We start from the raw sequence: 24,663 nt of genomic DNA, 5'->3' as shown, positions 1-24,663 counted from the left end.
TGGCAACAGCTAACAGCGTTTAACAACACATAACGAGCGGCTTGCCGGCTTCTGCGCCAATGTTCCTGGGCCACAGTGCGGAATGAGATCACGAAGAGACTCTACCCATGACTGGATGAAACATGGGGGCTCGCGTCATTAACCCTCAAGTGGACACTATGAGATGACGGCATCTGGTACGGGCTCGAGCGAGATTGGTCGACGGCGGCGGCATTGGTCTGATGAGGACAAGGCGCGCATCGTGGCCGAGTGCGAGGCGCCCGGCTCGTCGGTGTCGATGGTGGCGCGCCGCCACGACTTGAATACCAATATGCTGTTCACCTGGTGGCGTCAGTTTCGGAAGTGGCAGTGCGGCGCCCGCGACTCCCAGTTTGAGTTTCTCGTTCGCCGGCTCGATATGGAGCTGGCCAGGGAGGGCGGCGGATCGAAGCTGCACCGCGACGTGCTTCTTCGCTGCATTGCCTATCGGCGCGGCCGCACTGATGCGGTGTGGCCACCTCGGCAGAGCCTGCCACGGAGACGGCTCACGGCATTCGACGTGGCCCGGGTTCACGACTACGTCTGCGTGAACCTAGCGGAGGACGTCGGAATCGACACGCTGGCAGCGCTCGTCCGCCGAAGCCCCTACGACTTCATGCGTCTCTTCAAGCTCACGACAGGACATACAGTGCACCAGTACGTGACACGGCTTCGAATCGAAGTCGCTCGGGAGAAGCTGCGAAACAGGCGAGCCGGCGAGCTCTCCCTAGCTGATCTCTCCGCGGAGCTCGGCTTCGCCGATCAGTCGCACTTCATCCGTTGCTTCAAGCGCGCAATGGGCTCGACGCCCGGACGGTACCTCTCGGGCGCCGGGCAGATGCCCGTAACGTCCACTGGCGACGGTGGTGCGTCGGCGATAGGCCAAGTCCGTGCCGGAGGGAAGCCATTGGCGCTTGGGATTGAAGACTTCAGTGATTCGCAGGGACCGGATGAACATCCATAAGAATGCCCGTCTGACGCCGCTTAGTCGAGGCGAACTGGTGCGGCGTGTGATGGAGGAAGGCCAGGCCCCGAAGGCCGTCGCCACGGCCTTCGGGGTGGACACCTGAACCGTCGGCACGTGGGTGGAGCGGTTCAGGACCGAAGGCCCGCAAGGCCTGCTCGACCGCAGCTCCCGGCCGCATACCCTTCGCCAACCCACGCCTGCGGCCGTCTCGAGCGGATTGCCGAGATGCGGCGCCAGCGCTGGACCGACGATCAGATCGCCAAGGAAGTCGGCGCCTCACCCGCCACCGTCAGCCGGGTCTTGCAGCGCCTGGGCTTGAATAAGCTCAAGGCTTTGGAGACGGCCGAGCCGGGTGCGGCGCATGAACGCGAGACCCCGGGCGAACTTATCCCTTTCCACCCGGGTGTCCGATCCAGACGTCGTGGATCTGCATCTCGCAACCTCAGCCTCCTAGGTCCGGACCAGATGGACAACCTACTGAAAGCTCACAGCTAGAGGGCGCGTGGCCGTTCGACGGGCCTTGCTCCCCATCGCTACCTCTTGGCCGCCCGGGTCGAGCGGGCCCCATCGCCTCTCGCGACAACCGCGGCCCGCGGCCGGCCGCTTTTGTTGATCTTGCCATTGTGGACATTCCGTCGCTATCGACGCGAACCTCCGAATTCCGGGTTCTATGGCCGAGGAGCGCTTCGGAGGCGAGCAATATTCAGCCCAGGTGCGCCACAGCGATGACATCAAGATATGGTGTCATCGCGAGGGCAACGCGCGCGCTCAAAATGGCGCGTAATCCGACAGCTCGACCGTAACGGCGTTGAAGTCCCGATCGAGGCTGCCGTCGGGTTTGAGCGTGAACACGCTGCGACGGGTGGGGTACCTCAGCCCCTCAACGTCGACATAGTCGGACAGGAAGTGCGCGGCGGGCGTGTCCGCCCACACATCCACCGTGTAATCGTGGCGGCGGAGCAGGCCATCCGCGCCGAAGTAGAAGCGCTGTTCGCGCGTGTGGCTGTGCACGCCTTCGGGAAATCGCACCGCCACGCCGCGAAGTGTCGCGCCTTCATGCGCGATCGGGGCAATGTCGCGCGCGTCATAGCCCGGCTCGCCGAACACGAACGGCACGGCATGATATGTCCACATGGCATAGCCGTTGAAATAGGCCAGGTTCAGCGGATCCCATTGTCCGTTGAAGCTGCGATCGAACGCTTCGCGGCCATTGTCTCGCGCGGCGATAACTGAGCCATCTCCGGCAGCGATCTCCACATGTTCGGGCGTCCAGGTCATCGTCCAATCGGGTTTGCCGAAAGAAGTAATCTGGGTCCATTGGCGGTGAAACTCGCTCGTTGCGCGCCGCGGCACCGGGATCATAGGAGCGCCTTTCAGCTCCCAGAGCTTTCCGCCGGTGCGAATGGTCGACGCGATACCTCTAAGCTTGCGCCAGCGGCCGTGCCCGCCGTGCGCTCCCAGTGCTTCTTCCAACAGCTGTTACAACTTGCCGCTCATCGAGCTGCTCCTCGCATAAAATTCTCAAGAACATCTCATACGCTTCACCCCGGCCTGTCGCTCGCGGAGGGCGAAAAGTGCGGCTGCGCGCACCAGAGCCACCTGAACCTCCACTTCCGCCGCATGGTCGGCACGACAACCAGGGCGCTTTCGCCGAGCACTGATGCGTCCACCCGCGATGTCGCGGGCCCCGCACGGTTACCCCGGGACGACTCTGCCGACGACCAGAGGGCGAGGCGAGCGGACGGCCCGAATCGCTAGAAGCCGGCCAGCCCCTGGGGGCTGTTGTAGGGAATCGGGTTCCGACCAATCTCCGTCAGTCTCCCGCTCGTCTTGTCGACGCGGTAGCTGACGAGCACCGAGGCATTTCCAAAGATCTGGTGGAAGTACTGGTCGTCGGGAGTCAGCCAGCTGTCGCTAGGTCCGCTGCTGACGAGCCCGTTCACGGCGCGGAAGGTACCGTCGCCCGGTATAGCCTCGTTGGCGGGGTCTTGGAGAAGGCTCAACCGGCCTTCTGCGAGCCGGTAGGTCGAGACCGTTCCATAGCCGAAGTTGGTCGCGAGTACGAGCGAGTTGTCAGAGGTCACCTGCAGCCAGCAGAGCTCAGACGGCTTCCCGGGCGAGGTGTTGATCGGGACCAACGGGCCGTTGGTCACGCGCCCCTTGCCATCAATGCGGCTCACTAGCACCCCGTCCCCTACCGCGACACCGTTCATGAAAGCATCGTGACTCCGGTTGAGGAAGGCGATGAAGAATGGCCCCGCGCCACCGGCATCTGCAAACGAAGCCTTGTCGAGCGTGCCGTCGTCGCGCACCGGGAATATCACGAGCCCGTCTGGGTCGGGGGCGTTCGCCACGACCAGATTTGGCGACCCGTCCGGATTGGCGGCTGGACGAGCGTCGAAGAGGATGTCGACCAGCAGGAAGCGGCCGTCGGGCGACAGAACCGCTTGTGTCGACACCCGATCGGTCTTTGTCGCGGTGTTTACCGAATGGCGCTCCGGGCGAAGCTTCAGCTTGCCGTCCTGGGCCACCGTGTAGGAGCGCAGGTGGTTGGGCCCGAAGGCGTGGAGCACGTATAGTGTTCGACTTTGGGGGCGATAGGCGAGCGACTTCGCCGTTCCGCTGCGTCCGGTCACGGGCTCGCCGGTCGGCTGCCGATCGATCACAGTCAGCTTGCCGTCTGGACTCACTCGGAAGCTCGTCACGCTGTTGTCGCCGCCGTTCGTCGTGAACAGCAGGGTGTTGGATTCGGCCAGGATCACGCTGCCAGCGCCCTCGAATGCGTTGGGCGCGCTCTCCTGACCGCTGATCGGCTTGAAGACGCCCGAACCAGCGCCCCCGGTAGGGATCCTCTCGAGTAGTTCGAGTGGCCCGTCCGCCTTGCGACCGAAGTGCATGATGCGGTTCTGGGTCTCATTGGTCTGCATGTAGACATGACCCACGAGCCCCTGAGCGCGTGCATCTACACCGAGAGCGCCGAAGAGAAGCAGCACGAGCGCGATAAGGATGAGATCCGGCGATCGCGGGCGAGCCATGCAATTCTCCTGTGTTGCTGCCGCCGTGCTCGTTCCGCGGATGATGCGGTCCGAAGCGCTTGCATGCTTCAGTTTACGCGATGTGAACGGGAGGTTGATTGAACAATGCTGCTCTTTCGGGTCGCTGATGCCAGCGCGGGCGCTGGATGCAGTGCAGAAGCAAGAACTCGCAAGAAAGATCCAGACGTGCGCCCTCAGATTCCGACACTAGTAGAAAACTGCGTCGTCGTTGGCGCTTCGATCGCCGCTCTCTAAACGCAGGATTCTTCTACGGTCGCGGGCACGGCTCCATTACGCTAAGCAAAGACTAAAGCAAGCAAAGACTAAAGATCCACTGCGTAGTACCCCGTCGGGCCACCGGCCAAAGGAGTCGACGTCGGGCCACCAGCGAAAGCCACCAGCGAAAGGAGTCGACGATGAAGTTGAGGACAGCGTTTGGGCGCATGTTGATTGCTCCCGCCTTCTTGATCGCGGCCGCCCTAGCGGTTATGGGCCAGGTCCGTGAACCCGACTACCAGGTCCAGTTCGACGGCAGCGGTGCCTTGATGCAGCCGCGCGACTACATCTGGCGCCAATGGGTCTACGTCGGAACCCCACTGACGCCCAACTCGTTGAATCCTCCGGAAGCCTCCTTCCCTGAGTTCCACAACGTCTACATCCGGCCGGGCGACTTCGACCACTGGCGGCGGACGGGACAGTTCCGGGACGGGACCACGATGGTCAAAGAGCTCGTGAGCGTAGGGTCGACGGAGGCGCTCAGTGGCAAGGGCTTCTTCGAAGGCGAGTACGTCGGTCTTGAGGCATCGATCAAGGACGCAAAGCGCTTCGCCAGCGAACCGGGCAACTGGGGCTACTTCACCTTCAGCCACGCGAAGCCCCCCTATCCGAGGCTCGCAGCGCAAAAGCCGACCGCGGAATGCAACGGTTGTCATCAGACGGGCAACGAGCAGCGCGTGGCGGAGGACTACGTCTTCACCGCCTACTACCCCGTGCTTCGCGCCGCCAAACCCGGAGCCAGACCCTGATCGTGGCGCACAGTCCCCGGCAAGACACTGACCGTGGTGATTCAATGAGAAAACGTCTCCCTGCGACTCTGCTGCTTTCCGGCGTTCTCTTCGTCACCGCCGTTGTCGCGCAGTTAGAGCCCGAGACTGTTGCGGCAACAGCGGAGGCGCCGGCCCTACTGCAGGTTCCGGCCGCCGACTATCGCCGGGACTGGGTCTTGCTCGGCTCCTTCTCGGTTCTTGCAGATAAGCCGGAGGAGGGCGCGAAGGAGTTGCACGTCGTCTACACGCAGCGTGAAAGCGTGGACGCCTACCGCAAGACCGGCGCGTTTCCGGACGGCGCCATTCTGGTCAAGGATGTCTTTGCCGCGAGAACGGAAGCCTTAACAACCGGCACCTCAAGCTATGCCAACGCGCTCGCCGGGCGTTTCATTCTGGTGAAGGACCAAGCTAACAAGTATGCCGGCTCATCTCCGCTCTGGGGCGATGGCTGGGGTTGGGCCTTCTATGAGGGAGCGGAAACCCGGAAGACCGTCACGACCGACTACCGGCAGGACTGTCTTGGGTGCCACGAGCCGGTGCGCAACCAGGATCTCATCTACATCCAGGGTTATCCGATCCTGAAGCGTTAAGCACATGCGGACAAATGGGAGTAGGCGATGGACTGTCAATCGGCTCGCAAATTTGACCCCTCATCGGCGTCCAATTTTGGCCCCTTTGAGCGGCGGGGTTTGGCGGTAGCGCTCGTCTCGTCGGAGCTGGCCGGGATTGCGGAGACGAGACGAGAGCGGGTTGTGTGATCGTCGTCGCGGCTTTTGAATCGTCGGCGCCAGTCCACTGACGCAAGGGAAAGGCACGATGCGCAGGTCGCAAGATTCCGAAGTCATCGATCGAGACCGACGCCGACTCCTCCGCACCACTGCGGGTCTCGTGATTGCCGGCGCCGCCGGCTTGTTTCCTCGGGATCTCGCCCCCGCGGCCGAGAATGCGGCAATTCGTCCGTTCCGCATCAATGTTCCAGAGGAAGTTCTAGTCGATCTTCGCCGCCGCATCGCTGCCACGCGATGGCCCGACCGAGAGACGGTCAATGATCGGTCGCAGGGCGTACAGCTCGCAAAATTCCAGGAGCTGGTGCGTTATTGGGGCATGGACTATGACTGGCGAAAGGCCGAGGCCAAGCTCAACGCCCTGCCTCAATTCATGACAGCGATCGAGGACGTGGACATTCACTTCATCCACCTCCGCTCGCGCCATCCGAACGCGATGCCGCTGATCATGACGCATGGCTGGCCCGGCTCGGTGTTCGAATTGCTCAAGACCGTCGGTCCGCTGACCGATCCGACGGCCTATGGGGGTCGCTCGGAAGACGCCTTCGATTTGATCATGCCTTCGATGCCCGGTTACGGCTTCTCCAGCAAGCCTAAGGGCACGGGCTGGAATCCCGACCGCATCGCTCGCGCCTGGGCGGAGTTGATGAAGCGCCTCGGCTACACTCACTATGTCGCTCAGGGCGGCGACTGGGGTGCTCCTGTCTCCAGCGCGATGGCACGTCAGGCGCCGGCAGGATTGCTCGGCATCCACATCAACTTGCCGGCGACGGTACCGCAAGACGCGGATTGTTCGGCCCATGCAGGTTCGGACGCCATTCCACTGAAGCCAGGGAGAGCACGATGCACACGTCTCAAGATTCCGAGGTCATCGACCGAGACCGGCGCCGGCTCCTGAGCACCGCTGTGGGTATCGTGATTGCGGGTGCCACCAGTCTGTTTCCTCTGGATCTCGCCCTAGCGGCCGAGGATGCCGCAATTCGCCCCTTCCGCATCAGCATACCAGAGGAGCAACTGGTCGATCTCCGCCGTCGCATCGCCGCGACCCGCTGGCCTGACCGCGAGACGGTCACGGATCAATCCCAAGGCGTGCAGCTCTCCACCGTTCGAGAACTGGCTCGCTATTGGGCGACAGATTACGATTGGCGCAAGATCGAGGCGAAACTCAATGCGCTGCCGCAGTTCATCACCAGAATCGACGGCCTGGATATTCATTTCATTCACGTTCGTTCGAAACATCCAAATGCATTGCCGCTCATCGTCACGCACGGATGGCCCGGCTCCGTCATCGAGCAATTGAAAATCATTGCTCCGCTTACCGATCCCACGGCCCATGAAGGAAAAGCCGAGGACGCGTTCCACATCGTCATCCCGTCGATGCCGGGCTACGGCTTCTCCGGCAAACCGACCAGCACCGGCTGGGGCCCCGAGCGCATGGGCCGAGCCTGGGCAGAACTGATGACGCGCCTAGGCTACTCCCGCTACGTCGCCCAAGGCGGCGACTGGGGAGCGTTTGTCGTCGACCAGATGGGCTTGCAGGCACCTGCAGGATTACTCGCCATTCACACCAACATGCCTGCCACCGTTCCCGCTGACGTCGACAAGGCGCTGCAAGCGGGCCGTCCGGCGCCATCGGGTCTCTCAGCTGAGGAACAGCTCGCCTATGAGCAGTTGGAGAAAACCTTCAAGCAAGTCGCCTACGCGAGGATCATGGGAACACGCCCGCAGACCTTATACGGCATCGCGGACTCACCCGTCGGCTTGGCGGCCTGGCTGCTTGACCACAATGATGCTGATGGCCAGCCGGCGGCGACAGTCGCTGCAGCTCTGAACCGGAAGACGAGCACCACGGGCGAACTGACCCGAGACGAGATCCTCGACAACATCACCCTTTATTGGCTGACGAACACGGGTGTCTCTGCATCGCGTCTCTATTGGGAATACAAGGGTGGCTTCTTCAATGCCAAGGGCGTTTCCATTCCGGTGGCGGTAAGCGTCTTTCCCGGCGAGCAATATCACGCTCCGCGGAGCTGGACCGAGCAGGCGTATCCCAAGCTCATTCATTACAACAAACTCGACAGAGGCGGACACTTCGCGGCTTGGGAAGAGCCCCAGCTCTTCGCAACAGAGGTTCGTGCTGCTTTCCAATCCCTGCGCTGATTAACCGGACACGAGTAAGAGGAGAATGTCATGTCTGCGATATCGTCAACGCGGCGAGACTTTCTGGCCACCGCAGCAGCCGCGAGTGCAGTCAGTCTCCTACCCGGCCAACTTGCCGCGGCGAGTGACAGCAACATCATACGGCCCTTCCAAATCTCCGTTCCGGACGAGCAGCTCGTCGATCTCCGCCGACGCATCGCCGCCACGCGGTGGCCCGACCGAGAGACGGTCAATGATCGGTCGCAGGGCGTAAAGCTCGCAAATTTCCAGGAGCTGGTGCGTTATTGGGGCACGGACCACGACTGGCGAAAGGCCGAAGCCAAGCTCAACGCCCTGCCTCAATTCACGACAACGATCGATGACGTGGACATTCACTTCATCCACGTCCGCTCGCGTCATCCGAACGCCATGCCGCTGATCATGACGCATGGTTGGCCCGGCTCGGTGTTCGAATTGCTCAAGACCGTCGGTCCGCTGACCGATCCGACGGCCTATGGGGGGAATTCGCATGACGCCTTCGATTTGATCATGCCTTCGATGCCCGGTTACGGCTTCTCCAGCAGGCCAAAGGGCACGGGCTGGAATCCCGACCGCATCGCCCGCGCCTGGGCGGAGTTGATGAAGCGCCTCGGCTACACTCACTATGTCGCTCAGGGCGGCGACTGGGGTGCTCCTGTCTCCAGCGCGATGGCTCGTCAGGCGCCGGCAGGATTGCTCGGCATCCACATCAACTTGCCGGCGACGGTACCGCAAGACGTAGCAGCAGTGCTCGCCGGCGGCGGGCCTGCGCCGGCGGGACTCTCCGAGAAGGAACGCGCGGCGTTCAACTCGCTCGATACGTTCTACAAGAAATACAGGGCCTACGCGGCAATGATGGGCACGCGGCCGCAGACAATTGGCTACGCCTTGACGGATTCTCCAGCCGGGCTTGCGGCCTGGATGTATGACTACAACAACGGCGAGCCCGAGCGCCTGCTCACCAAAGACGAGTTTCTGGACGATGTCACGCTGTACTGGCTGACGAACAGCGCGACCTCGTCAGCGCGGTTGTATTGGGAGACCATGGGCCAAAGCGTTCTTCTCTCGGCCGCGCAGAAGACCGCGGAGATCTCGCTCCCGGTGGCCATCACGGTGTTTCCGGAAGAGGTCTATCGCGCACCGGAGACATGGGCCCGGCGCGCCTATCGCAACGTGATCTACTTCAACGAGGTCGAGAAGGGCGGACACTTCGCGGCCTGGGAAGAGCCGGAGCTCTTCTCCGCCGAGCTTCGGGCCGCATTTCGGCCGCTGCGCAGATCGATTTGAATCATTCTGACGATACCCGACCCTCAATGAACGAAAAGGCGGAAGGACACATATCATGTCGCAACGGATGAACTACAACGCGGCCTCGCCGGCCGGGATGAAGGCGCTCGGCGCCGTGTACGGATATGTTCGCCAGTCGGGGTTTTCCTCGCGGCTGGTCGACCTTGTTTACCTGCGCGTGTCGCAGATCAACGGGTGCGCCTACTGCATCGACATGCATTCGCGCGACCTCCTCAAGGCCGGACTGCCTGTCGAGCACCTTGTCCTCGTCGCCGCTTGGCCCGAGGCGGGCCGTATCTTCGACGAGCAGGAAAGGGCGGCGCTCGCATGGGCGGAGGTCGTGACCCGTTTCGGTGACCGGGGTGTTCCGGACAGCGCGTTCGAGGAGGCGGCGGCGGTGTTTGGCGAGAAGCAGCTCGCCGACCTTACGATCGCGATCGGGCTGATGAACGCCTTCAACCGGATCGCGATCAGCTTTCGTGCGACGCCCATGGCGCTCGTCGGCTGATCACTTCGGCTAACACCGATCACCAGGTTTCCACGTGAAAGACGAAGGAGCTCTAAATGAAAACGACACAAATCCTGGCAGCGGCGGCCCTGATCGTCGCAAGCTGTTTGGCGCCGCACGTCGCGCTGACGCAGCAGCCAGGGATCAAACGCACCGATCTCCAGCGGCACGATCTCAGCGTCCCCGGACGCGAGGTGATCCAGGTACTCGTCGAATTTGGACCGGGCGTGGCGTTCCCCGCGCACAGCCATCCGGGCGAAGAGATCGCCTACGTCATCGAAGGTCTGCTGGAGTATGCGCTCGAGGGCAGGCCTCCGGTGACGGTCAAGGCCGGCGAGGCTCTGTTCATCCCGGCCGGAACGATTCACGCGGTCAAGAACGTAGGCAGCGGCAATGCAGTGGAGCTCGCCACGTATATCGTTGAAAAAGGAAAGCCTCTCCTCGCATTTAGCAAGTGAGCGCCGCTGAGCTTGAATACGCCCCATATCCGTGAGGACAAGAGAATGAGGATCGGAAGGCTAACGAGCTGCATCAGCGCCCTGTTCATCGCCATCGCTCCAGCAAACGCCGCCGCGCAAGCACACGAGCTGGAGCAGGTGAAAACCGTCTTCGAGCACGCCATCCCGAACATAAAGGGCAAGAGCCTGATCGCTCTCGAGGTGAGCTACCCTCCGGGCGGGAAATCGCCTTCCCATCACCATGCTCCATCGGCCTTCATCTACGCTCATGTGCTGTCCGGCGCCATTCGCAGCCAGGTCGGCGACGAGCCCGTCAAGGTTTACCGAGTCGGCGAAGGCTTTTACGAAGTGCCTGGCTCCCACCACAGGGTGAGTGAGAACGCGAGCAACAGCGAATCTGCGCGCCTGCTGGCCATCTTCATCGTCGACTCGCAGGACCATCCAATAACCAAACCGGACCGGTAATTGGGACGCCGCGCCCAGCGTAAGCGCCCGCAAAGCGCGCTTGCCTACCTGCTTATATGTCGACGCCAGCTGCCGGTACGCGGTCTACTTTCTTCGCGGTCAACGAAAGGAAAGTACAGTGAGGACCATCGTTAAAGCCGCCGCCGTGCAGATCAGCCCCGTGTTGTACAGCCGCGAGGGCACAGTCGAGAAGGTCGTGAAGAAGATCCGCGAGCTCGGCAAACAGGGTGTCCAGTTCGCGACGTTCCCGGAGACCGTGATTCCCTACTACCCCTACTTCGCCTTCGTGCAGCCCGCGTTCACGATGGGGAAGGAGCATCAGCGTCTTCTGGAACAGTCGGTCACCGTCCCGTCGGCGGAGACCCGCGCCATCGGCGAGGCCGCAAAAGACGCGAACATGGTCGCCTCGATCGGCGTCAACGAGCGCGACGGCGGCACGATCTACAACACGCAGCTGCTGTTCGATGCGGACGGAACGCTGATCCAGCGCCGCCGCAAGATCACGCCGACCTATCATGAGCGAATGATCTGGGGCCAGGGTGACGGCTCGGGCCTGCGCGCCATCGACAGCGCGGTCGGACGGATTGGGCAGCTCGCTTGCTGGGAGCATTACGTGCCGCTCGCGCGCTACGCCCTGATTGCCGACGGTGAACAGATTCACTCGGCCATGTACCCCGGCTCGATCTTCGGTCCGGTGTTCTCGGAGCAGACGGAAGTCAACATCCGTCAGCACGCGCTCGAATCCGCCTGCTTCGTGGTCAGCGCGACGGCGTGGCTCGACGCCGATCAGCAAGCCCAGATCATGAAGGACACGGGTTCTCCGATCGGCCCGATATCCGGCGGCTGCTTCACGGCCGTTGCGAACCCGGACGGCCGGATCATCGGCGAACCTCTCAAGGCGGGCGAAGGCGAAGTGATCGCGGATCTCGACTTCGCCCAGATCGACGCTCGCAAGAGGCTCATGGACGCGCGCGGCCACTACAGCCGTCCCGAACTGCTCAGTCTGCTGATCGATCGGACGCCCGCGCCGCACGTCCATGAGCGCACCACGCACCTAAATGCTCAAGACCTGCGCGCGACAGCCACCGAGGACGAACCTGTCGAGGTTCTGAGCCAGCAGCCGCTCTATCGCCCGCCCGCGTCGTCGCACAAGCACGGCAACATCGCTCGGATTCCAGAAGGCATTCATCGATGAAAGCAAACACGCTGCTGGTAGCTGCGGTACTCATCATCGCAATCGGGGCACCGATTGCCGGCTTTGTGAAGGACATGAAAGTGCCGCAACCGCCGACATCGACAGGGATACGGGTTCCGTTCCTTCACGGGCTTCCCTCTGACCAAATTGCTGGTCAAGCCGAGTTGGCTTCTCTTGGGCGCGCGAACGAATGGCTGAATTCACCCCCCTTGGGGCTAGAGGCCTTGCGCGGCAAAGTCGTCCTCGTCGATTTCTGGACCTATACTTGCATCAACTGGCTGCGCACGGCTCCCTATGTCCGCGCCTGGGCCGAGAAGTACAAGGACCAAGGACTGGTCGTGATCGGCGTCCATGCGCCGGAGTTCGCTTTCGAGAAGACCATCGACAACGTCCGCTGGGCCGTGAAAGAGATGCGGATCAACCACCCGGTCGCCGTGGACAATGAGCACACCATCTGGCGGGCTTTCAAAAACAACTACTGGCCGGCGCTGTACTTCATCGATGCGCAGGGGCGTGTGCGACATCATCATTTCGGCGAGGGTTCATACGAACAATCGGAAATGATCATTCAACAGTTGCTGGCCGAAGCGGGAGCAGCGGGCATCGACCGCAAACCCGTATCGGTGGATGCCCGCGGCATCGAGGCGGCGGCTGATTGGTCCACCCTGAAGTCTGCGGAAAATTATGTCGGGTACGAGCGCACCGAGAACTTTGCGTCGCCCGGCGGATCGGTCCGGAACAAACCCCGCACCTATGAATCGCCCGCGCGGTTGCTCCTGAATGAATGGGCGCTTGCCGGTGACTGGACGGTGCGGGGCGATGCGGCAGCGCTGAACGAGCCCAATGGCCGCATTGCCTACCGCTTTCATGCGCGCGATCTTCATCTTGTCATGGGCCCTACGGCTACGGCAACGCCGGTGCGATTTCGCGTGCTGATCGACGGAAAGCCGCCAGCTGAGGCCCACGGAATAGACGTCGACAAGCAGGGCTACGGCACAGTCACCGAACAGCGCCTGTACCAACTGATAAGACAGACGAAGTCCGTCACCGATCGTCAGTTCGAAATCGAGTTTCTCGACTCGGGCGTTGAAGCGTTTGCGTTCACGTTCGGCTGAATCTGCCGAGCAACGCTTCGGATATAATGTGTCCGGGTCTAACTGGAGCTGCAAAAGGAAAAAGCATGCCGCCCGGGCGCAGCCGGTTTCGCGCTCAGAACCCCGCAAGCGCGAGAGGCTAAAATCAAGGAGCACTATTATGGTGACACGTGGATTCACCGGCAAGCCGCCCGCATCGGACCAATCAGATCGAATTCCTCCCGGGCAACACCTTGTCGGGGATTTCCCTGTTCTCTCGGCCGGCCCGACTCCGCGAGTCTCGGTTGAGAACTGGTCGTTCACTCTCAAAGTCGGTCCACGCCCGGTGAAGCGTTGGACATGGGCGGAGTTCAATGCTCTGCTGCAGACCAAGATAACCCGCGACATCCACTGCGTCACCAAGTGGTCGAAACTGAATACAGCGTGGAGCGGCGTCCTGATCGATGATCTCCTCGCTGACACCGGTCTTGAGCCGCCAACATCCCATGCACTAGCGCATTCATATGATGGCTACTCGACCAACGTGCCGGTGGCCGACCTCGTTGGTGGCAAAGCCATGATCGCAACCCACTACGACGGCAAGCCTCTGACCCCAGATCATGGCGGTCCGGCAAGGCTCCTCGTCCCGCATCTCTACTTTTGGAAATCGGCGAAGTGGATCAATGGGCTTCAGTTCACCGAACGCGATGAGGCCGGTTTCTGGGAGCTGCGTGGTTATCACATCTATGGCGATCCGTGGCGCGAGCAGCGCTACTCAGGCGATTGACCGTGACGGGCGCGGTCATTCAGGCAGCTCACGTTCCATGGCAGGAGGCCGTGATCGAACGTATCCGGCGCCAAACGACGAGTGTGACGAGCTTCTTCCTTCGTCCCCAAAACTGGCGTTCCTTTCAGGCTGGCCAGCACCTCGACGTCCAGCTTACCGCGCAGGATGGTTATGTGGCACAGCGAAGCTACTCGGTCGCATCTGCGCCAGGACTCGAGGGTCTTTACGAGCTCGTCGTCGAGCGCCTTGAGGGCGGCGAGGTTTCTCCCTTCCTCCACGATGTTGCCGAGGTGGGCGATACGATTGACATCCGCGGCCCGTTCGGCGGTCATTTTGCGTGGAATCCCGAGGATGGCGGACCTCTCCTTCTCATCGGCGGCGGCTCCGGTGTCGCGCCGCTCATGTCGATCCTGCGCCATCGCGCCGCGGTGGGTACCGAAGTCCCCGCCGTTCTTCTCAACGCCACACGCACATGGGACGACGTGATCTTTCGTGAGGAGTTGATCGAGCTCGATGCGGCGGACGCTAATTTCACTCTTCTGCTAAGCCTATCCAGGGATGCCGCTCGGCGTCCGCAGGACGCTGGCCGCAGGATCGATCTGCCACTGCTCAAGGCCGCGCTGGCGAGGCTTGGCGCTGCCCCCCGATTGACCTTTGTGTGCGGCTCAGATGGTTTCGTGGAAGCTGTCACTGGTAATCTTCTGGATTTAGGTCTGATTCCAGAGACGATCCGCACCGAGCGATTTGGCGGTTAGCAGCACCACGCTGCTTTGAAGCATAAACGTCCAATTTTTCGACTGGAGAGGGATCATGGGAAGCATCGGCGCCATCTTCGCAAATCATCCCCAGCGGCCTCCGGACCCATCACTGCTCGAGGCGTGCGTTGCGGCCTGCTACGATTGCGGTGGAGTATGCGCCGCCTGTTCCGATGCATGCCTGGGCGAGGCTCACGTGGCTGACTTCGTCTGCTGCATCCGAACCTGCCTTGATTGCTCGGATATATGCCTCACCACCGCGCGTATCGTCTCACGCCTTACAAAGCCGGGTCCGATGGTGGTGGAAGTGCAGTTGACGGCCTGCGCCGAGGCCTGCCTCATCTGCGCGGCAGAATGCGAACACCATGCCGCCATGTATGAGCACTGCCGCATCTGTGCCGAGGCTTGCCGAGCCTGCGAGCAGACGTGTCGCGCTCTGCTGCATGGTGCTTCCTTGCTGTGAGAAAGAAGGCCTCCAACGGATGCTCGCCAGTGAGCAGACCGAAGGAGGGATGGATCGAGGGTTCCTACGGGAGTTCTCAGCCGCATGCCCGCGCCCATCGGAAGGGCGGCCGAGCTGCTGCAGTACGACGCCGATCATTCTTGGCGTTCAAAGCTGTTTCGGGCGTATGGCATCTCAGTTGTCGAATTTTTGGGATCGGGCCGGAAGCGTGTCAATCGGCTTTCAAATTTTGGACGCCGATCCCCCGGCTCAAGTGGTCAAATTTCGACCTCAAGATGCGCGCATTGCACCACGCGATGCACTTTTTGCTGCTCTTCGCTTGTCAGGGTTCGACGCAGGGTTCCGGTCATTCTTCCGATCCGCGGTCACTGGCTCCGAAGCCCGTTTGGGGCCTTTTTCGCGAGATGCTTGCAGAAACTTGGCTCAGGCCTTTCCACGGTAGACCGGGATCTTGTGATGCCAGCGCAGCGCCGTCACCCGTTCTCGGGTCCAGCGATTGCCATGATCCGTGGTCAGCTTGTTCCGATTGAGGATGCCGGCGATCAGTTTGTCGTTGGCGATGAGGACAGGCTGTCGGACTGCCGCAATGATGTCCTGTGACGTGCTGTTACGCTGACCGGGCCGACGTGTCGGGAGGCGCAGCTCCGTGAGAACGCCACCCATCCAGTGGATGAACAGAATGATCTCGCCGGCCTCGGCGTCGAAGTCGGCGACCACCTCGTTGATCATGGCGCGGACGAGTAGGCGATTCAATTGCGGTTGGATAAAATAGGTCGGAGAATACAGGAGGCTTCGTCCGCCTCATTTTTACGCTCAGTGTGAGTGCTGTGGTTGCTCATTTTAGGCCTGCACTCTAACGGAACTACTCTCGTACGTGAAGCTGGTGCGCATGCTCGGCGCAGATCTGGTTACGGAACCGCCGCGCGAGGACCAGGATGATCGCGAGGGCGATCATGTTCACGAACTGTGTAACCATGAACACGGCATCGCCGATGGTGATCGAATGACCGAGAAAGACCGCTGACGACAACACCCATAGTGCGTAGGCGCGCTCGCTGATTCCGGCGGAGCAATGCTCAGTCCAGAGGTGCCAGATCTGAGGGGCGTAGGCGCCGATGACAAGCCCAGTCCCAACATAGCCGATGACAGACAGCCAGTTTTCCATATCTTTCGCGCTCGTTGCTGGACTAACGAATGAAGCGTTCCTCGCGTCGCCCGGAAGCATGGGCGGGATCGGCCGCACGACAACCATCGCCCGGAATCGCGCCTTCAGCACTGACCAAGGCCATCCAAATGTGGCTCACTATCGGGTGGCAATCGCGCGTCGCGTCGGGCGGCGGGCGCGTGGTGGCCCGGCAACACAGCGCAGGCCTTGGTCGAGCTCTGAAGGCGGTTGATGCACCGTGGTCAGCGCCTTCCACCGCGCGAGCCCGCCATGGGCAATAATGACGTCCTCTAACAATTTGTCAATCGGCGTTGGAATGGGACCCGTTATCGGCATCCAAAAGGGGCTCTGACGCAAATTTGGTGCAGCTGAGGTTCTGATTGCGCCGATGAGGCGCGCCTGAAGCAGGTCGATTTTCGCGCGACCGTACATCTGGCATTTCACAAGCTTGAGCTTGGTGATCTGGCCTTCAGACACGGAAGTTCGGCATGTTTAGGGCCACGTCTGGTTTGCCCCAATGAACCGATGCATGCTTGGGCGAGGCTCACGTAACTGACTTCGTGTGCTGCATCCGAACCTGCCTTGATTGCTCGGATGTAACGCCGCGCGTATCGTCTCACGCCTTACAGAGCCAAGTCCGATGGTGGTGGAAGTGCAGTTGACGGCCTGCGCCGAGGCCTGCCTCATCTGCGCGGCAGAATGCGAACACCATGCCGCCATGAATGAGCACTGCCGCATCTGCGTCGAGGCTTGCCAGCCTGCGAGCAGACGCGTCGCGCTCTGCTGCATGGTGCAGAAGCTGGTCAATGAAATTCTCAAGCACAATGAAGAGGAGTTTGGCCGCGACCTGGGCTATGCTGTGTTGGATCGCGGTTTCGGCCGCACCTAACGCACGGCGGTGACCGCGCCAGACGCGGGCCGTCACGATGGCTTCCCGCACGAACATCGAGTACGATCGTCGCAAGTCACATTGCGCGGGCACAATAAGTGTCTCCGCAGTGCCTTAACTTCGCAGGCGCGAGGACGCCGCAATGGGAGATACCGTAATCCGGGAAACGACACAGAGTTCTGCTCCCTCTTTGATGAAGGCTTGGCGCGTGCACGAGTTTGGCCCGCCGGAGGTGATGGTTCTTGAAGCCATTCCCCGGCCGGTCCCCGGCCCAGGCGAGGTTCTCGTCAAAGTTCTCGCAGCGGGGGTGGGCCCGTGGGATGGGTGGATAAGGGCCGGAAAGAGCGCGTTACCGCAACCTCTTCCGCTCACGTTGGGCTCTGATCTGTCTGGAGAGGTCGAGACTCTGGGTCCAGACGTATCCAACATGGCCGTCGGGGATCAGGTTTTTGGAGTGACCAATCCCCGGTTCGTTGGCGCTTACGCTGAGTACGCGGTGGCGTCCGCTGGGATGCTCGCGAAAAAGCCCACCTCACTTAGCTTTATCGAAGCGGCTTCCGTTCCCGTCATCGCCGTCACCGCCTGGCAAGGTTTGTTCGAACACGCTCGCCTCAAAGCCGGCCAGACGGTGGTCATCCATGGAGCCGCAGGAAACGTCGGAGCAATCGCGCTTCAGCTCGCTCGTCGCGCTCACCTACGCTGCGTCGCGACGGCTGGAACGGACGATATCGGCTACGTGCAGGCCCTAGGTGCGGATACAGTAGTGGACTTTCGAACGCAGCGCTTCGAAGATGAAGTCAAAGACGCTGACGCGATACTCGACCTCGTTGGTGGTGATACGCAAGCACGTTCATTCCAGGTTCTTCGCCCGGGCGGCAAACTGATCTCCGCAGTGTCCCAGCCTGATCAAGCGCGCGCAAAGCACCACGGCGTCACTGCAGCCTTCTTTCTTGTGGAAGTGACCACCGAACGGCTGGGCAGAATTGCTGAACTTATTGATCATGGTGCGCTTAAGACACGACTAGGTGTCGTCCTTCCTCTTGCCGCTGCGCGAGGCGCCCATCTGATGTTGGAGGGCCGACAACCACAACCGAAGGGAAAGATCATCATCAACGTGGAGCAGGTTGGCGACCTCGCCCACCAAGGCACGTGACGGCATCTGAACGTGACTAGTGGATCGAATCTAACAGTTGGTGCCCTCGTTTGACGGCGGCGACGATTTTGTCTGGATCTGCGGTCCAAGTGAAGGGCTTGGGATCATTGTTGGTTTGGTCGAGGAAGCGGTTGATGGCAGCCTTGAGTTCACGGACCGACCGGAAGACGCCGCGCTTGAGGCGCCGTTTGGAGAGTTTGGCAAAGAAGCCTTCGACGGCATTGAGCCACGATGACGAGGTGGGCGTGAAACGGAAGGTGAACCGCGGATGGCGATCGAGCCATTTGCGTACCTTCGGGTGTTTATGGGTCGCATAGTTGTCGAGGATGACATGGACCGCTTTTTAGCTGGGACTTGAGCCTCGATCTGGTTGAGAAAGCGGATGAACTCCTGATGCCGATGCTTTTGCATGCAGCGTCCGATGACCTTGCCTTCGAGCACGTCGAAGGCGTCAAACAGGGTGGTGGTGCCGTTGCGTTTGTAGTCGTGTGTCATAGTGGCGGCGCCCCTTCTTGAGGGGCAGGCCCGGTTGGGTGCGATCGAGCGCCTGGATTTGGCTCTTCTCGTCGACCGAGAGCACGATGGCATGCTCGGGCGGATTGACGTAAAGCCCCACCACGTCATGCAGCTTCTCGACGAAGTTGGGGTCGTTCGAGAGCTTGAATTGCCGGACGCGATGCGGCTGCAGCCGTGCGCTCGCCAGATACGCTGAACCGAGCTGGCGCTGATGCCGGCCTCATTCGCCATCATGGTTGCTGTCCAGTGCGTGGCCTCTCCTGGCGGATCGGTCTGCGTGAGTGCGACCACGCGTGCTGCAACGTCCGCTCCGAGCGGCGGAATGCGCGAGGGGCGTGTCTTGTCGTGCAGCAGACCCTCGAAGCCCTCTTGCATGAAGCGTTTCCTGCCAGCGCCAGACGCAGGTCTTGGACTTGCCGGTCTGGTGCATGATCTCATTGGTGCCGAGCCCGTCTGCGCTCAACAAGACGATCTCAGCCCGCCACACCTGCTTCTGCGGCACATTGCGATCCCGCACGAGCGCCTCCAAACGGAAACGGTCGGACGGAGTAACGATGATGGAAATACCCGTTCGCATGCGCCAGATTCGCATGCAATCGGCTCCTCGGGAATCCCTCAGGGGATTTAAATGTCAGATTTGATCCACTAGGGCATCAGACGGGCCGCATTCCGCCGAATAACCGTCCCACAGGGCAAAGCCGTTCGCGCGCAGGTTTGTGATCAATGCCCATGGTAGTGGGCGCCTCCATTGGGCGGAGCGGCCTCATCGCCCCCCTTTGGGACGATGAGGCTTTGCAGTGCGGTATCAGACGGCCGCACCGGCTCGCCGGGGCAGTTTCCAATCCGGGCGCGGGAAGTGGCAGGTATAGCCGAGCGGATAGTGCTCGAGATAGTCTTGGTGTTCGGACTCGGCCTCCCAGAATTCGCCGACGGGCGAGACCTCCGTCACAACGCGGCCTGGCCACAGGTCCGAGGCGTTGACATCGTCGATTGTCCGGAGTGCCTCGTCACGTTGCGCCTCGGAGACATAGAAAATCTCCGAGCGGTACGAAGTTCCAACATCGTTGCCTTGGCGATCAAGCGTAGTGGGGTCATGAATCTGGAAGAAGAACTCCAGAAGGTCGCGATAGCTGGTGCGCTTCGGGTCGAACTCGATCTCGATGGCCTCAGCGTGAGATCCATGGTTGCGATAGGTCGCGTTCGGCACATCGCCGCCCGTGTATCCGACACGTGTGTTGACTACGCCGGGCAGCTTGCGGATCAGGTCCTGCATGCCCCAGAAGCAACCGCCGGCAAGGACGGCACGTTCAAGCTTGCCTGTCATCATAAATCCTCCGTCTTGACACTGAAGATCGGCAGTAGATCGCCATAGCCTTCGGCTGCCAGATCCTCCAGCGCGATAAAGCGTAGCGATGCGGAATTGATGCAATAGCGCATGCCGGTTGAGTCTGACGGCCCATCGGTGAAGACATGCCCGAGATGGCTGTCGCCGTGCGTGGAGCGCACCTCTACCCGGCGCATGCCGTGGCTGTCGTCGACACGCTCGATAACATTCTCCTCCACTATCGGGCGGGTAAAGCTTGGCCAGCCGGAACCAGAGTCGTACTTGTGGAGCGAGGCAAACAATGGTTCTCCTGAGACCACGTCGACGTAGATCCCGGTAGCCTCGTTATCGACATACTCACTGGAGAACGGCGCTTCGGTGCCATCCTTCTGTGTGACCCGGTACTGCTCCGAACTCAGCCGACTAAGCGCTTGGTCCGTCTTCGCGTATTTTCCCCGCGCGCGTTCGTTGGTAACAAGGGTTGTCATATCACTACTCCTTTTCATGCTGCATGTTTCAGACTTGGCGCCTCGGTGCCGATCGCAAGGCCGGCCAGGTAGCGCTCGGCGTCGAGCGCGGCCATTGCACCGGTCCCGGCCGAGGTGACCGCCTGGCGATAGACCGGATCGGCAACATCACCCGCAGCGAAGACTCCAGGGACACTGGTTTCGGTGGCGTTGCCGCCCAGGCCGCCCTTGGTCCGGAGGTAACCACCGTCGCGGTCCAACTGCCCGGCGAAAAGCGCCGTGTTCGGATCGTGACCGATGGCGATGAAGACGCCATCCACGGCGAGGTCCCGTGTTTTTCCGGTGCCGACATGGCGAACACGTAGGCCCGTCACACCGGCTTGCTCGCCCAAGACTTCGTCGACCTCATGGTCCCACAGGATCGACACCTTGCCCTCGGCGACCTTGGCGAACAGCCGGTCCTGGAGAATCCTCTCGGCCCTGAAGGCATCGCGGCGGTGCACGAGCGTCACGTGGCTGGCGATGTTCGTCAGGAACAGCGCTTCCTCGACAGCGGTGTTGCCGCCTCCGACAACGGCGACCGGTTTGGCCCGGAAGAAGAACCCGTCACAGGTGGCACATGACGAGACACCCCGGCCCTTGAACGCCGTCTCCGACGCCAGACCGAGGTAGCGTGCCGTGGCCCCGGTGGCCACGATCAGGCTATCGGCGGTGTAGACTCCGCCGTCCCCGGTGAGACGGAACAGCCCGCCGGACAGATCGACAGCCTGGATGTGGTCGCGGATCAGCGTCACGTCGAAGCGCTCGACATGTTCGCGAAAGCGCTCCATGAGTTCCGGACCCTGCAGCGTGACGTCGCCGCCTGGCCAGTTCTCGACCGCGGTCGTGGTGGTCAGCTGGCCGCCGATCTCCACCCCGGTGATGAGGGCCGGCTTGAGACCCGCGCGCGCGGCATAGAGAGCCGCGGTGTAGCCCGCCGGTCCGCTGCCGAGAATGACGACACGGTAATGCCGCGCCTTCTCGGCAGCATTCTTGCCACGGCTGAGCAGCGGATCGAGCCTGCCGGCAGCGTCGAGCGCCGCAAGATCATCGAAGCCACCGACATGCCGCCCGTCGATGAAGATCTGGGGCACAGTCCGCCGCCCTGATCGTTCGATCATCTCCGCTTGAAGGACGGCGTCATGTGTAACGTCGATCTCGGTGAACTCAACGCCTTTTGAGTTCAGCAGCTCCTTGGCCCGGGCGCAGAAGCCGCAGTAATCCTTGGTGTAGAGCACTACTTTGGGCATTGTTCATTTCTCCTTTGTTACCTCGGATCGGCCTTGATTCTTGACCGATCGGTCATTATTTAGTGGAAAGAAAAGCGACCTCCGGGCCGCGTGTACTGTGCGTAAATAGGCCTTCGTGACCGATCGGTCAAGAATAGGAGATATCACGAATGCTTGAGCCGAAGGTGATGGGCCGCCCCCGCGAGTTCGACGAGGATAAGGCCTTGGCGAAGATCATGGATGTGTTTTGGGAAAAAGGCTTCGAAGGCACGTCCTTGAGCGATCTCGAGACCGCCACCGGGTTGAGAAAAGGCAGCCTCTACGCGGCCTTCGGTGATAAGCGCGCCATGTATCGGAAATCAGTGGAACTCTATGGTCGAACCGCCATCGATGAGTCCGTTGCCGTGCTCACTGGCATCGACGCACCGGAGCAACGCATTGGCAAGTTCCTCCAAGCGCCAATCTATGCTGTGGCGGTCGCGAATGATCGACGTGGCTGCTTCCTATGCAACGCATCTATTGACCAAGCGGCTGTCGATCCGGAGACACAACGCTCGGTCACGGGGAGCTTCGAGCGCCTCGGAGGTGTGCTGGAAAAGGTGCTCTGGGAGTTGGGCACGATCGACAACAGCCGGCGTCGCGCCGTCGCCCAGCATCTCTTATCGGTCTATTTCGGACTGCGCGTTCTGGCCAAGGCCGGTCAACCTGTCAGGATGCTGAAGGCCGCCAGGGAAGCGGCGCTTCGCAGCGTTTTGCCGATCGAATGAGTCGGGCAAACGTGAGGATGAACCTCCGATTTAGCGCGAGCCGCCCGAAGGCACAAAGGGGGAAGACGTGTAAGTGAAGCGCAGTAGGAGGGCGCGACAAGTAAGGGTCGACGAGTTTTGTAACCGCAAGCCCGACCTCCTGCAGAGATCACAGACGCGATCAGCGGCTTATGCAGAACGACCGCTTTGCCATGAGTGGTCACTCAATGAGCAATATGATTAGCAACCAATCGAAAATGTTACCCTTCGGCTCAGCACACCGGCCAATAAGCCTAGCTTCTCGACAGCGGCGACTACCTCCGCCCTGACCGAACTAGCATCGGTCACGTCCATTCTGCACAGCGAGAGCGACGCTTCCAATTCCGGTGATATTCGCACGAACTTATCCAGACCATCGGCGCGGCAGGCCGCCAGTTCGACTTCCGCACCCGCGGCGGCGAGCACCTTAGCGGAACGTGGTCCGAGACCGGTAGGCCACAGTTATGAGCGCCTTGCGACCAGTCAAGTCGATGTGGCTGCTGAAATCACGACTCGGGCGGCGCCATCAAACCGCGTTTGCTCGTCCAGAGCCGACCGCATTCGGCGGGACAGCGGTCTTCATGCCTGGCCAGGGTCGAGCGCCTTTACCTTGTTAGACGATCTTTGATCATGTGAAGCGTGACGATGACGCCGTCCGGACTCCAATCGCACGAAATCGAGCCGCCAAGCCGGACCGTCATGCCGCGATTGAGCAGCTTGCTTCCATATCCACCTTCACCAATCGGAGACGCGACCGGCGGGCCGCCGCCTTCAATCCCGTGGGTTATTCGGTTGGTTATCGCAGATCCACGCCCAAGAAAGAACACAACCAGCCGCTGAAAATCACCCCATTCTGATTATCTTGTCGCTGCTCCTGCCTGTTCAAAACATTAGACGGTCGAGAATGATCGACGAACCAGAATACAAGTACCTTTCACTTCGCAATCAATCATCAACCGTCGCCCTCCAGCACCTCCGGTATGCAGTGATTTCCGCGGAATATGGCAGCTTTCGCCGGGCTGCTGAGGCCCTGCTTATGCGGCAGTCGACGCTGAGCCGTTGCATTCGCCAGCTCGAAGAATCCATTGGCGTGACCGTGTTCGAACGATCGAGTGGCGGCGTATGTGCGACAACGGCCGGCCGAAACTTCCTTCGAACGGCGCGCTCAATTCTCGAGCAAATGGATGCGCTGGTTACATCCGCGCACTACGACGGCCGCGGAGAGGCCGGTAGGCTGGCTGTGGGTTTTTATACGTCTCTATCAGCCGGCAATTTACGTGCGACGTTGGTGGATTTCAGACAGCGGTGCCCGCAAGTCGAACTTCGCATGGTTGAGAGATCCCGGATGCGACTCGTGACCGCTCTACGCAAAGGTGCAATTGACCTTGTCATTGCTACCGACGCTGGACCTCTCTTTGATAGCAAGGTCTTGCCGCTGTGGAGCGAACGCATTTTGGTTGCCCTGCCAGAGGGTCATCCGCTCGCTACGAAGAAATCGATCTACTGGACCGACCTGCGGAACGAGACGGTTCTTCTCAGCCAATACGATCCAGGGCGAGAACTTGAGGATCTTTTGATAGCGAAGCTCGTTTCTACAGCAGACCGCCCCAAAATCGAACGCCATGACGTCAGCAGAGGCATCATCAAGACCCTCATCACCATAGGCTTCGGTGTTAGTCTGGTGGCCGAATCCGATATCGGCGTCAATTTTGCTGGCCTCACCTATCGAGAGGTTCGTGACGGCACAGGGCCGAGCCAAGTTCACTATTCAGCGCACTTGCGCAAGGACAACGATAACCCGGCGCTCGCAAATTTTCTCAAACTGTTGAGCGAACGCTATCCCTTGCCCTGCGCAGGCTGACTCTTGCTGCGCGCTTTCGCAAAAGCTCGATCGGTCGCCATGAACCGAGCCAGCATCGGCGCGACCAGCTTTGCTGGATCCGGGATTGACTGTCCGATCTCACGGGAGAGCAGGTCGGCGTAAATGGCGAGGTCCCGATGAACATTTGCCGGCAATTCCACGGTAAGCTTGACAGGTTTGTCATCGGCAATCGCGCTAAGCTTCAGCTTGGCCAT

The 24,663-nt window shown here is 61.0% G+C and carries 26 protein-coding genes and 4 pseudogenes; 19 read left to right on the top strand and 11 right to left on the bottom strand.

What is annotated here, in order from left to right; translation table 11 throughout:
* Positions 1-163: 163 nt before the first annotated feature.
* Positions 164-982, top strand: a complete 819-nt coding sequence (locus AC0QUY_RS27900) for a helix-turn-helix domain-containing protein (RefSeq protein ID WP_475389404.1) — start codon at positions 164-166, stop codon at positions 980-982.
* Between the two features lie 121 nt (positions 983-1,103).
* Entirely contained in the window at positions 1,104-1,304 is a 201-nt protein-coding gene (locus AC0QUY_RS27895; protein ID WP_475389402.1) for a leucine zipper domain-containing protein, read from the top strand.
* Between the two features lie 449 nt (positions 1,305-1,753).
* On the opposite strand, the gene AC0QUY_RS27890 is transcribed toward AC0QUY_RS27895, so the two are convergent.
* Complete coding sequence (locus AC0QUY_RS27890; protein WP_475389400.1) at positions 1,754-2,458, bottom strand: hypothetical protein; 705 nt, start codon at positions 2,456-2,458, stop codon at positions 1,754-1,756.
* Between the two features lie 281 nt (positions 2,459-2,739).
* A complete protein-coding gene (locus tag AC0QUY_RS27885) occupies positions 2,740-4,020 on the bottom strand; it encodes a lactonase family protein (RefSeq protein ID WP_475389399.1) in 1,281 nt (426 codons plus the stop codon).
* Positions 4,021-4,436: 416 nt separating this feature from the next.
* Here AC0QUY_RS27885 and AC0QUY_RS27880 point away from each other — a divergent pair, with 416 nt between their 5' ends.
* Both AC0QUY_RS27880 and AC0QUY_RS27875 read left to right on the top strand, forming a co-directional pair.
* Entirely contained in the window at positions 4,437-5,045 is a 609-nt protein-coding gene (locus AC0QUY_RS27880; protein ID WP_475389398.1) for a cytochrome P460 family protein, read from the top strand.
* Between the two features lie 44 nt (positions 5,046-5,089).
* A complete protein-coding gene (locus AC0QUY_RS27875; RefSeq protein ID WP_475389397.1) occupies positions 5,090-5,656 on the top strand; it encodes a cytochrome P460 family protein in 567 nt (188 codons plus the stop codon).
* A 35-nt stretch (positions 5,657-5,691) separates the two neighbouring features.
* Here the strand turns inward: AC0QUY_RS27875 and AC0QUY_RS27870 are convergent.
* Positions 5,692-5,847 (bottom strand): annotated as a pseudogene (locus AC0QUY_RS27870) (IS21-like element helper ATPase IstB); the annotation flags it as partial.
* 35 nt (positions 5,848-5,882) lie between these two features.
* Between AC0QUY_RS27870 and AC0QUY_RS27865 the strand changes: the two are divergent.
* The 11 genes and pseudogenes from AC0QUY_RS27865 to AC0QUY_RS27815 form a co-directional block, all read left to right on the top strand.
* A pseudogene (locus AC0QUY_RS27865) lies at positions 5,883-6,668 on the top strand (epoxide hydrolase family protein); the annotation flags it as partial.
* Between the two features lie 26 nt (positions 6,669-6,694).
* On the top strand, positions 6,695-8,011 hold the full coding sequence (locus tag AC0QUY_RS27860; protein WP_475389395.1) for an epoxide hydrolase family protein: 1,317 nt from the start codon (positions 6,695-6,697) through the stop codon (positions 8,009-8,011).
* A gap of 30 nt (positions 8,012-8,041) precedes the next feature.
* Complete coding sequence (locus AC0QUY_RS27855; RefSeq protein ID WP_475389393.1) at positions 8,042-9,316, top strand: epoxide hydrolase family protein; 1,275 nt, start codon at positions 8,042-8,044, stop codon at positions 9,314-9,316.
* 55 nt (positions 9,317-9,371) lie between these two features.
* Positions 9,372-9,824 (top strand): carboxymuconolactone decarboxylase family protein, encoded by a 453-nt coding sequence (locus AC0QUY_RS27850; protein WP_475389392.1) that lies wholly within the window; start codon positions 9,372-9,374, stop codon positions 9,822-9,824.
* A 56-nt stretch (positions 9,825-9,880) separates the two neighbouring features.
* Positions 9,881-10,282, top strand: coding sequence for a cupin domain-containing protein (locus tag AC0QUY_RS27845; RefSeq protein WP_475389391.1), 402 nt, complete (start codon positions 9,881-9,883; stop codon positions 10,280-10,282).
* 45 nt (positions 10,283-10,327) lie between these two features.
* Complete coding sequence (locus AC0QUY_RS27840) at positions 10,328-10,747, top strand: cupin domain-containing protein (RefSeq protein ID WP_475389389.1); 420 nt, start codon at positions 10,328-10,330, stop codon at positions 10,745-10,747.
* 118 nt (positions 10,748-10,865) lie between these two features.
* Entirely contained in the window at positions 10,866-11,942 is a 1,077-nt protein-coding gene (locus tag AC0QUY_RS27835; RefSeq protein WP_475389388.1) for a nitrilase-related carbon-nitrogen hydrolase, read from the top strand.
* Positions 11,939-13,057 (top strand): thioredoxin family protein, encoded by a 1,119-nt coding sequence (locus tag AC0QUY_RS27830; protein ID WP_475389387.1) that lies wholly within the window; start codon positions 11,939-11,941, stop codon positions 13,055-13,057. Before AC0QUY_RS27835 ends, AC0QUY_RS27830 begins: the two co-directional genes overlap by 4 nt.
* Positions 13,058-13,196: 139 nt before the next feature.
* Positions 13,197-13,802: a sulfite oxidase-like oxidoreductase gene (locus tag AC0QUY_RS27825; RefSeq protein ID WP_475389386.1), complete on the top strand. Its 606-nt coding sequence runs from the start codon at positions 13,197-13,199 to the stop codon at positions 13,800-13,802.
* Positions 13,803-13,852: 50 nt separating this feature from the next.
* The gene (locus tag AC0QUY_RS27820) at positions 13,853-14,557 is read left to right on the top strand and encodes an FAD-binding oxidoreductase (RefSeq protein ID WP_475389385.1); all 705 of its coding nucleotides are present in this window, start codon (positions 13,853-13,855) and stop codon (positions 14,555-14,557) included.
* A gap of 55 nt (positions 14,558-14,612) precedes the next feature.
* Positions 14,613-15,020, top strand: coding sequence for a four-helix bundle copper-binding protein (locus AC0QUY_RS27815; RefSeq protein ID WP_475389383.1), 408 nt, complete (start codon positions 14,613-14,615; stop codon positions 15,018-15,020).
* Positions 15,021-15,443: 423 nt separating this feature from the next.
* On the opposite strand, the gene AC0QUY_RS27810 is transcribed toward AC0QUY_RS27815, so the two are convergent.
* The 3 genes from AC0QUY_RS27810 to AC0QUY_RS27800 all read right to left on the bottom strand — a co-directional run bounded on the left by AC0QUY_RS27810 (position 15,444) and on the right by AC0QUY_RS27800 (position 16,662).
* Positions 15,444-15,749 carry a hypothetical protein gene (locus tag AC0QUY_RS27810; protein ID WP_475389382.1) on the bottom strand — a complete coding sequence of 102 codons (306 nt, stop codon included), beginning with the start codon at positions 15,747-15,749 and terminating at the stop codon, positions 15,444-15,446.
* Positions 15,750-15,882: 133 nt separating this feature from the next.
* Entirely contained in the window at positions 15,883-16,296 is a 414-nt protein-coding gene (locus AC0QUY_RS27805; protein ID WP_475389381.1) for a PQ-loop domain-containing transporter, read from the bottom strand.
* Positions 16,297-16,323: 27 nt separating this feature from the next.
* Complete coding sequence (locus tag AC0QUY_RS27800) at positions 16,324-16,662, bottom strand: hypothetical protein (protein ID WP_475389434.1); 339 nt, start codon at positions 16,660-16,662, stop codon at positions 16,324-16,326.
* 83 nt (positions 16,663-16,745) lie between these two features.
* Between AC0QUY_RS27800 and AC0QUY_RS27795 the strand changes: the two are divergent.
* Both AC0QUY_RS27795 and AC0QUY_RS27790 read left to right on the top strand, forming a co-directional pair.
* Positions 16,746-17,074: pseudogene (locus AC0QUY_RS27795) on the top strand (four-helix bundle copper-binding protein).
* 193 nt (positions 17,075-17,267) lie between these two features.
* On the top strand, positions 17,268-18,227 hold the full coding sequence (locus AC0QUY_RS27790) for an NADP-dependent oxidoreductase (protein ID WP_475389433.1): 960 nt from the start codon (positions 17,268-17,270) through the stop codon (positions 18,225-18,227).
* Positions 18,228-18,243: 16 nt separating this feature from the next.
* Here the strand turns inward: AC0QUY_RS27790 and AC0QUY_RS27785 are convergent.
* From AC0QUY_RS27785 to trxB, 4 genes and pseudogenes are all read right to left on the bottom strand, one after another.
* Positions 18,244-19,320, bottom strand: a pseudogene (locus AC0QUY_RS27785) (IS630 family transposase).
* A 228-nt stretch (positions 19,321-19,548) separates the two neighbouring features.
* Entirely contained in the window at positions 19,549-20,067 is a 519-nt protein-coding gene (gene msrA / locus AC0QUY_RS27780; RefSeq protein WP_475389380.1) for a peptide-methionine (S)-S-oxide reductase MsrA, read from the bottom strand.
* The gene (gene msrB, locus AC0QUY_RS27775) at positions 20,067-20,555 is read right to left on the bottom strand and encodes a peptide-methionine (R)-S-oxide reductase MsrB (protein ID WP_475389379.1); all 489 of its coding nucleotides are present in this window, start codon (positions 20,553-20,555) and stop codon (positions 20,067-20,069) included. Before msrB ends, msrA begins: the two co-directional genes overlap by 1 nt.
* A 14-nt stretch (positions 20,556-20,569) precedes the next feature.
* Entirely contained in the window at positions 20,570-21,823 is a 1,254-nt protein-coding gene (trxB, locus tag AC0QUY_RS27770; RefSeq protein WP_475389378.1) for a thioredoxin-disulfide reductase, read from the bottom strand.
* A 149-nt stretch (positions 21,824-21,972) separates the two neighbouring features.
* Between trxB and AC0QUY_RS27765 the strand changes: the two genes are divergently transcribed.
* Entirely contained in the window at positions 21,973-22,569 is a 597-nt protein-coding gene (locus AC0QUY_RS27765) for a TetR/AcrR family transcriptional regulator (RefSeq protein ID WP_475389377.1), read from the top strand.
* 922 nt (positions 22,570-23,491) lie between these two features.
* Positions 23,492-24,448 carry a LysR family transcriptional regulator gene (locus AC0QUY_RS27760; protein WP_475389376.1) on the top strand — a complete coding sequence of 319 codons (957 nt, stop codon included), beginning with the start codon at positions 23,492-23,494 and terminating at the stop codon, positions 24,446-24,448.
* Here AC0QUY_RS27760 and AC0QUY_RS27755 read toward each other — a convergent pair.
* Positions 24,424-24,663, bottom strand: a complete 240-nt coding sequence (locus AC0QUY_RS27755) for a DUF2274 domain-containing protein (protein ID WP_475389375.1) — start codon at positions 24,661-24,663, stop codon at positions 24,424-24,426. The two genes, AC0QUY_RS27760 and AC0QUY_RS27755, sit on opposite strands and share 25 nt — an antisense overlap.

It is taken from the genome of Bradyrhizobium sp. WYCCWR15520, assembly GCF_056174665.1.
The sequence above is the reverse complement of the archived record's forward strand: the minus strand, read 5'-3'. Positions and strand labels throughout refer to the sequence as shown.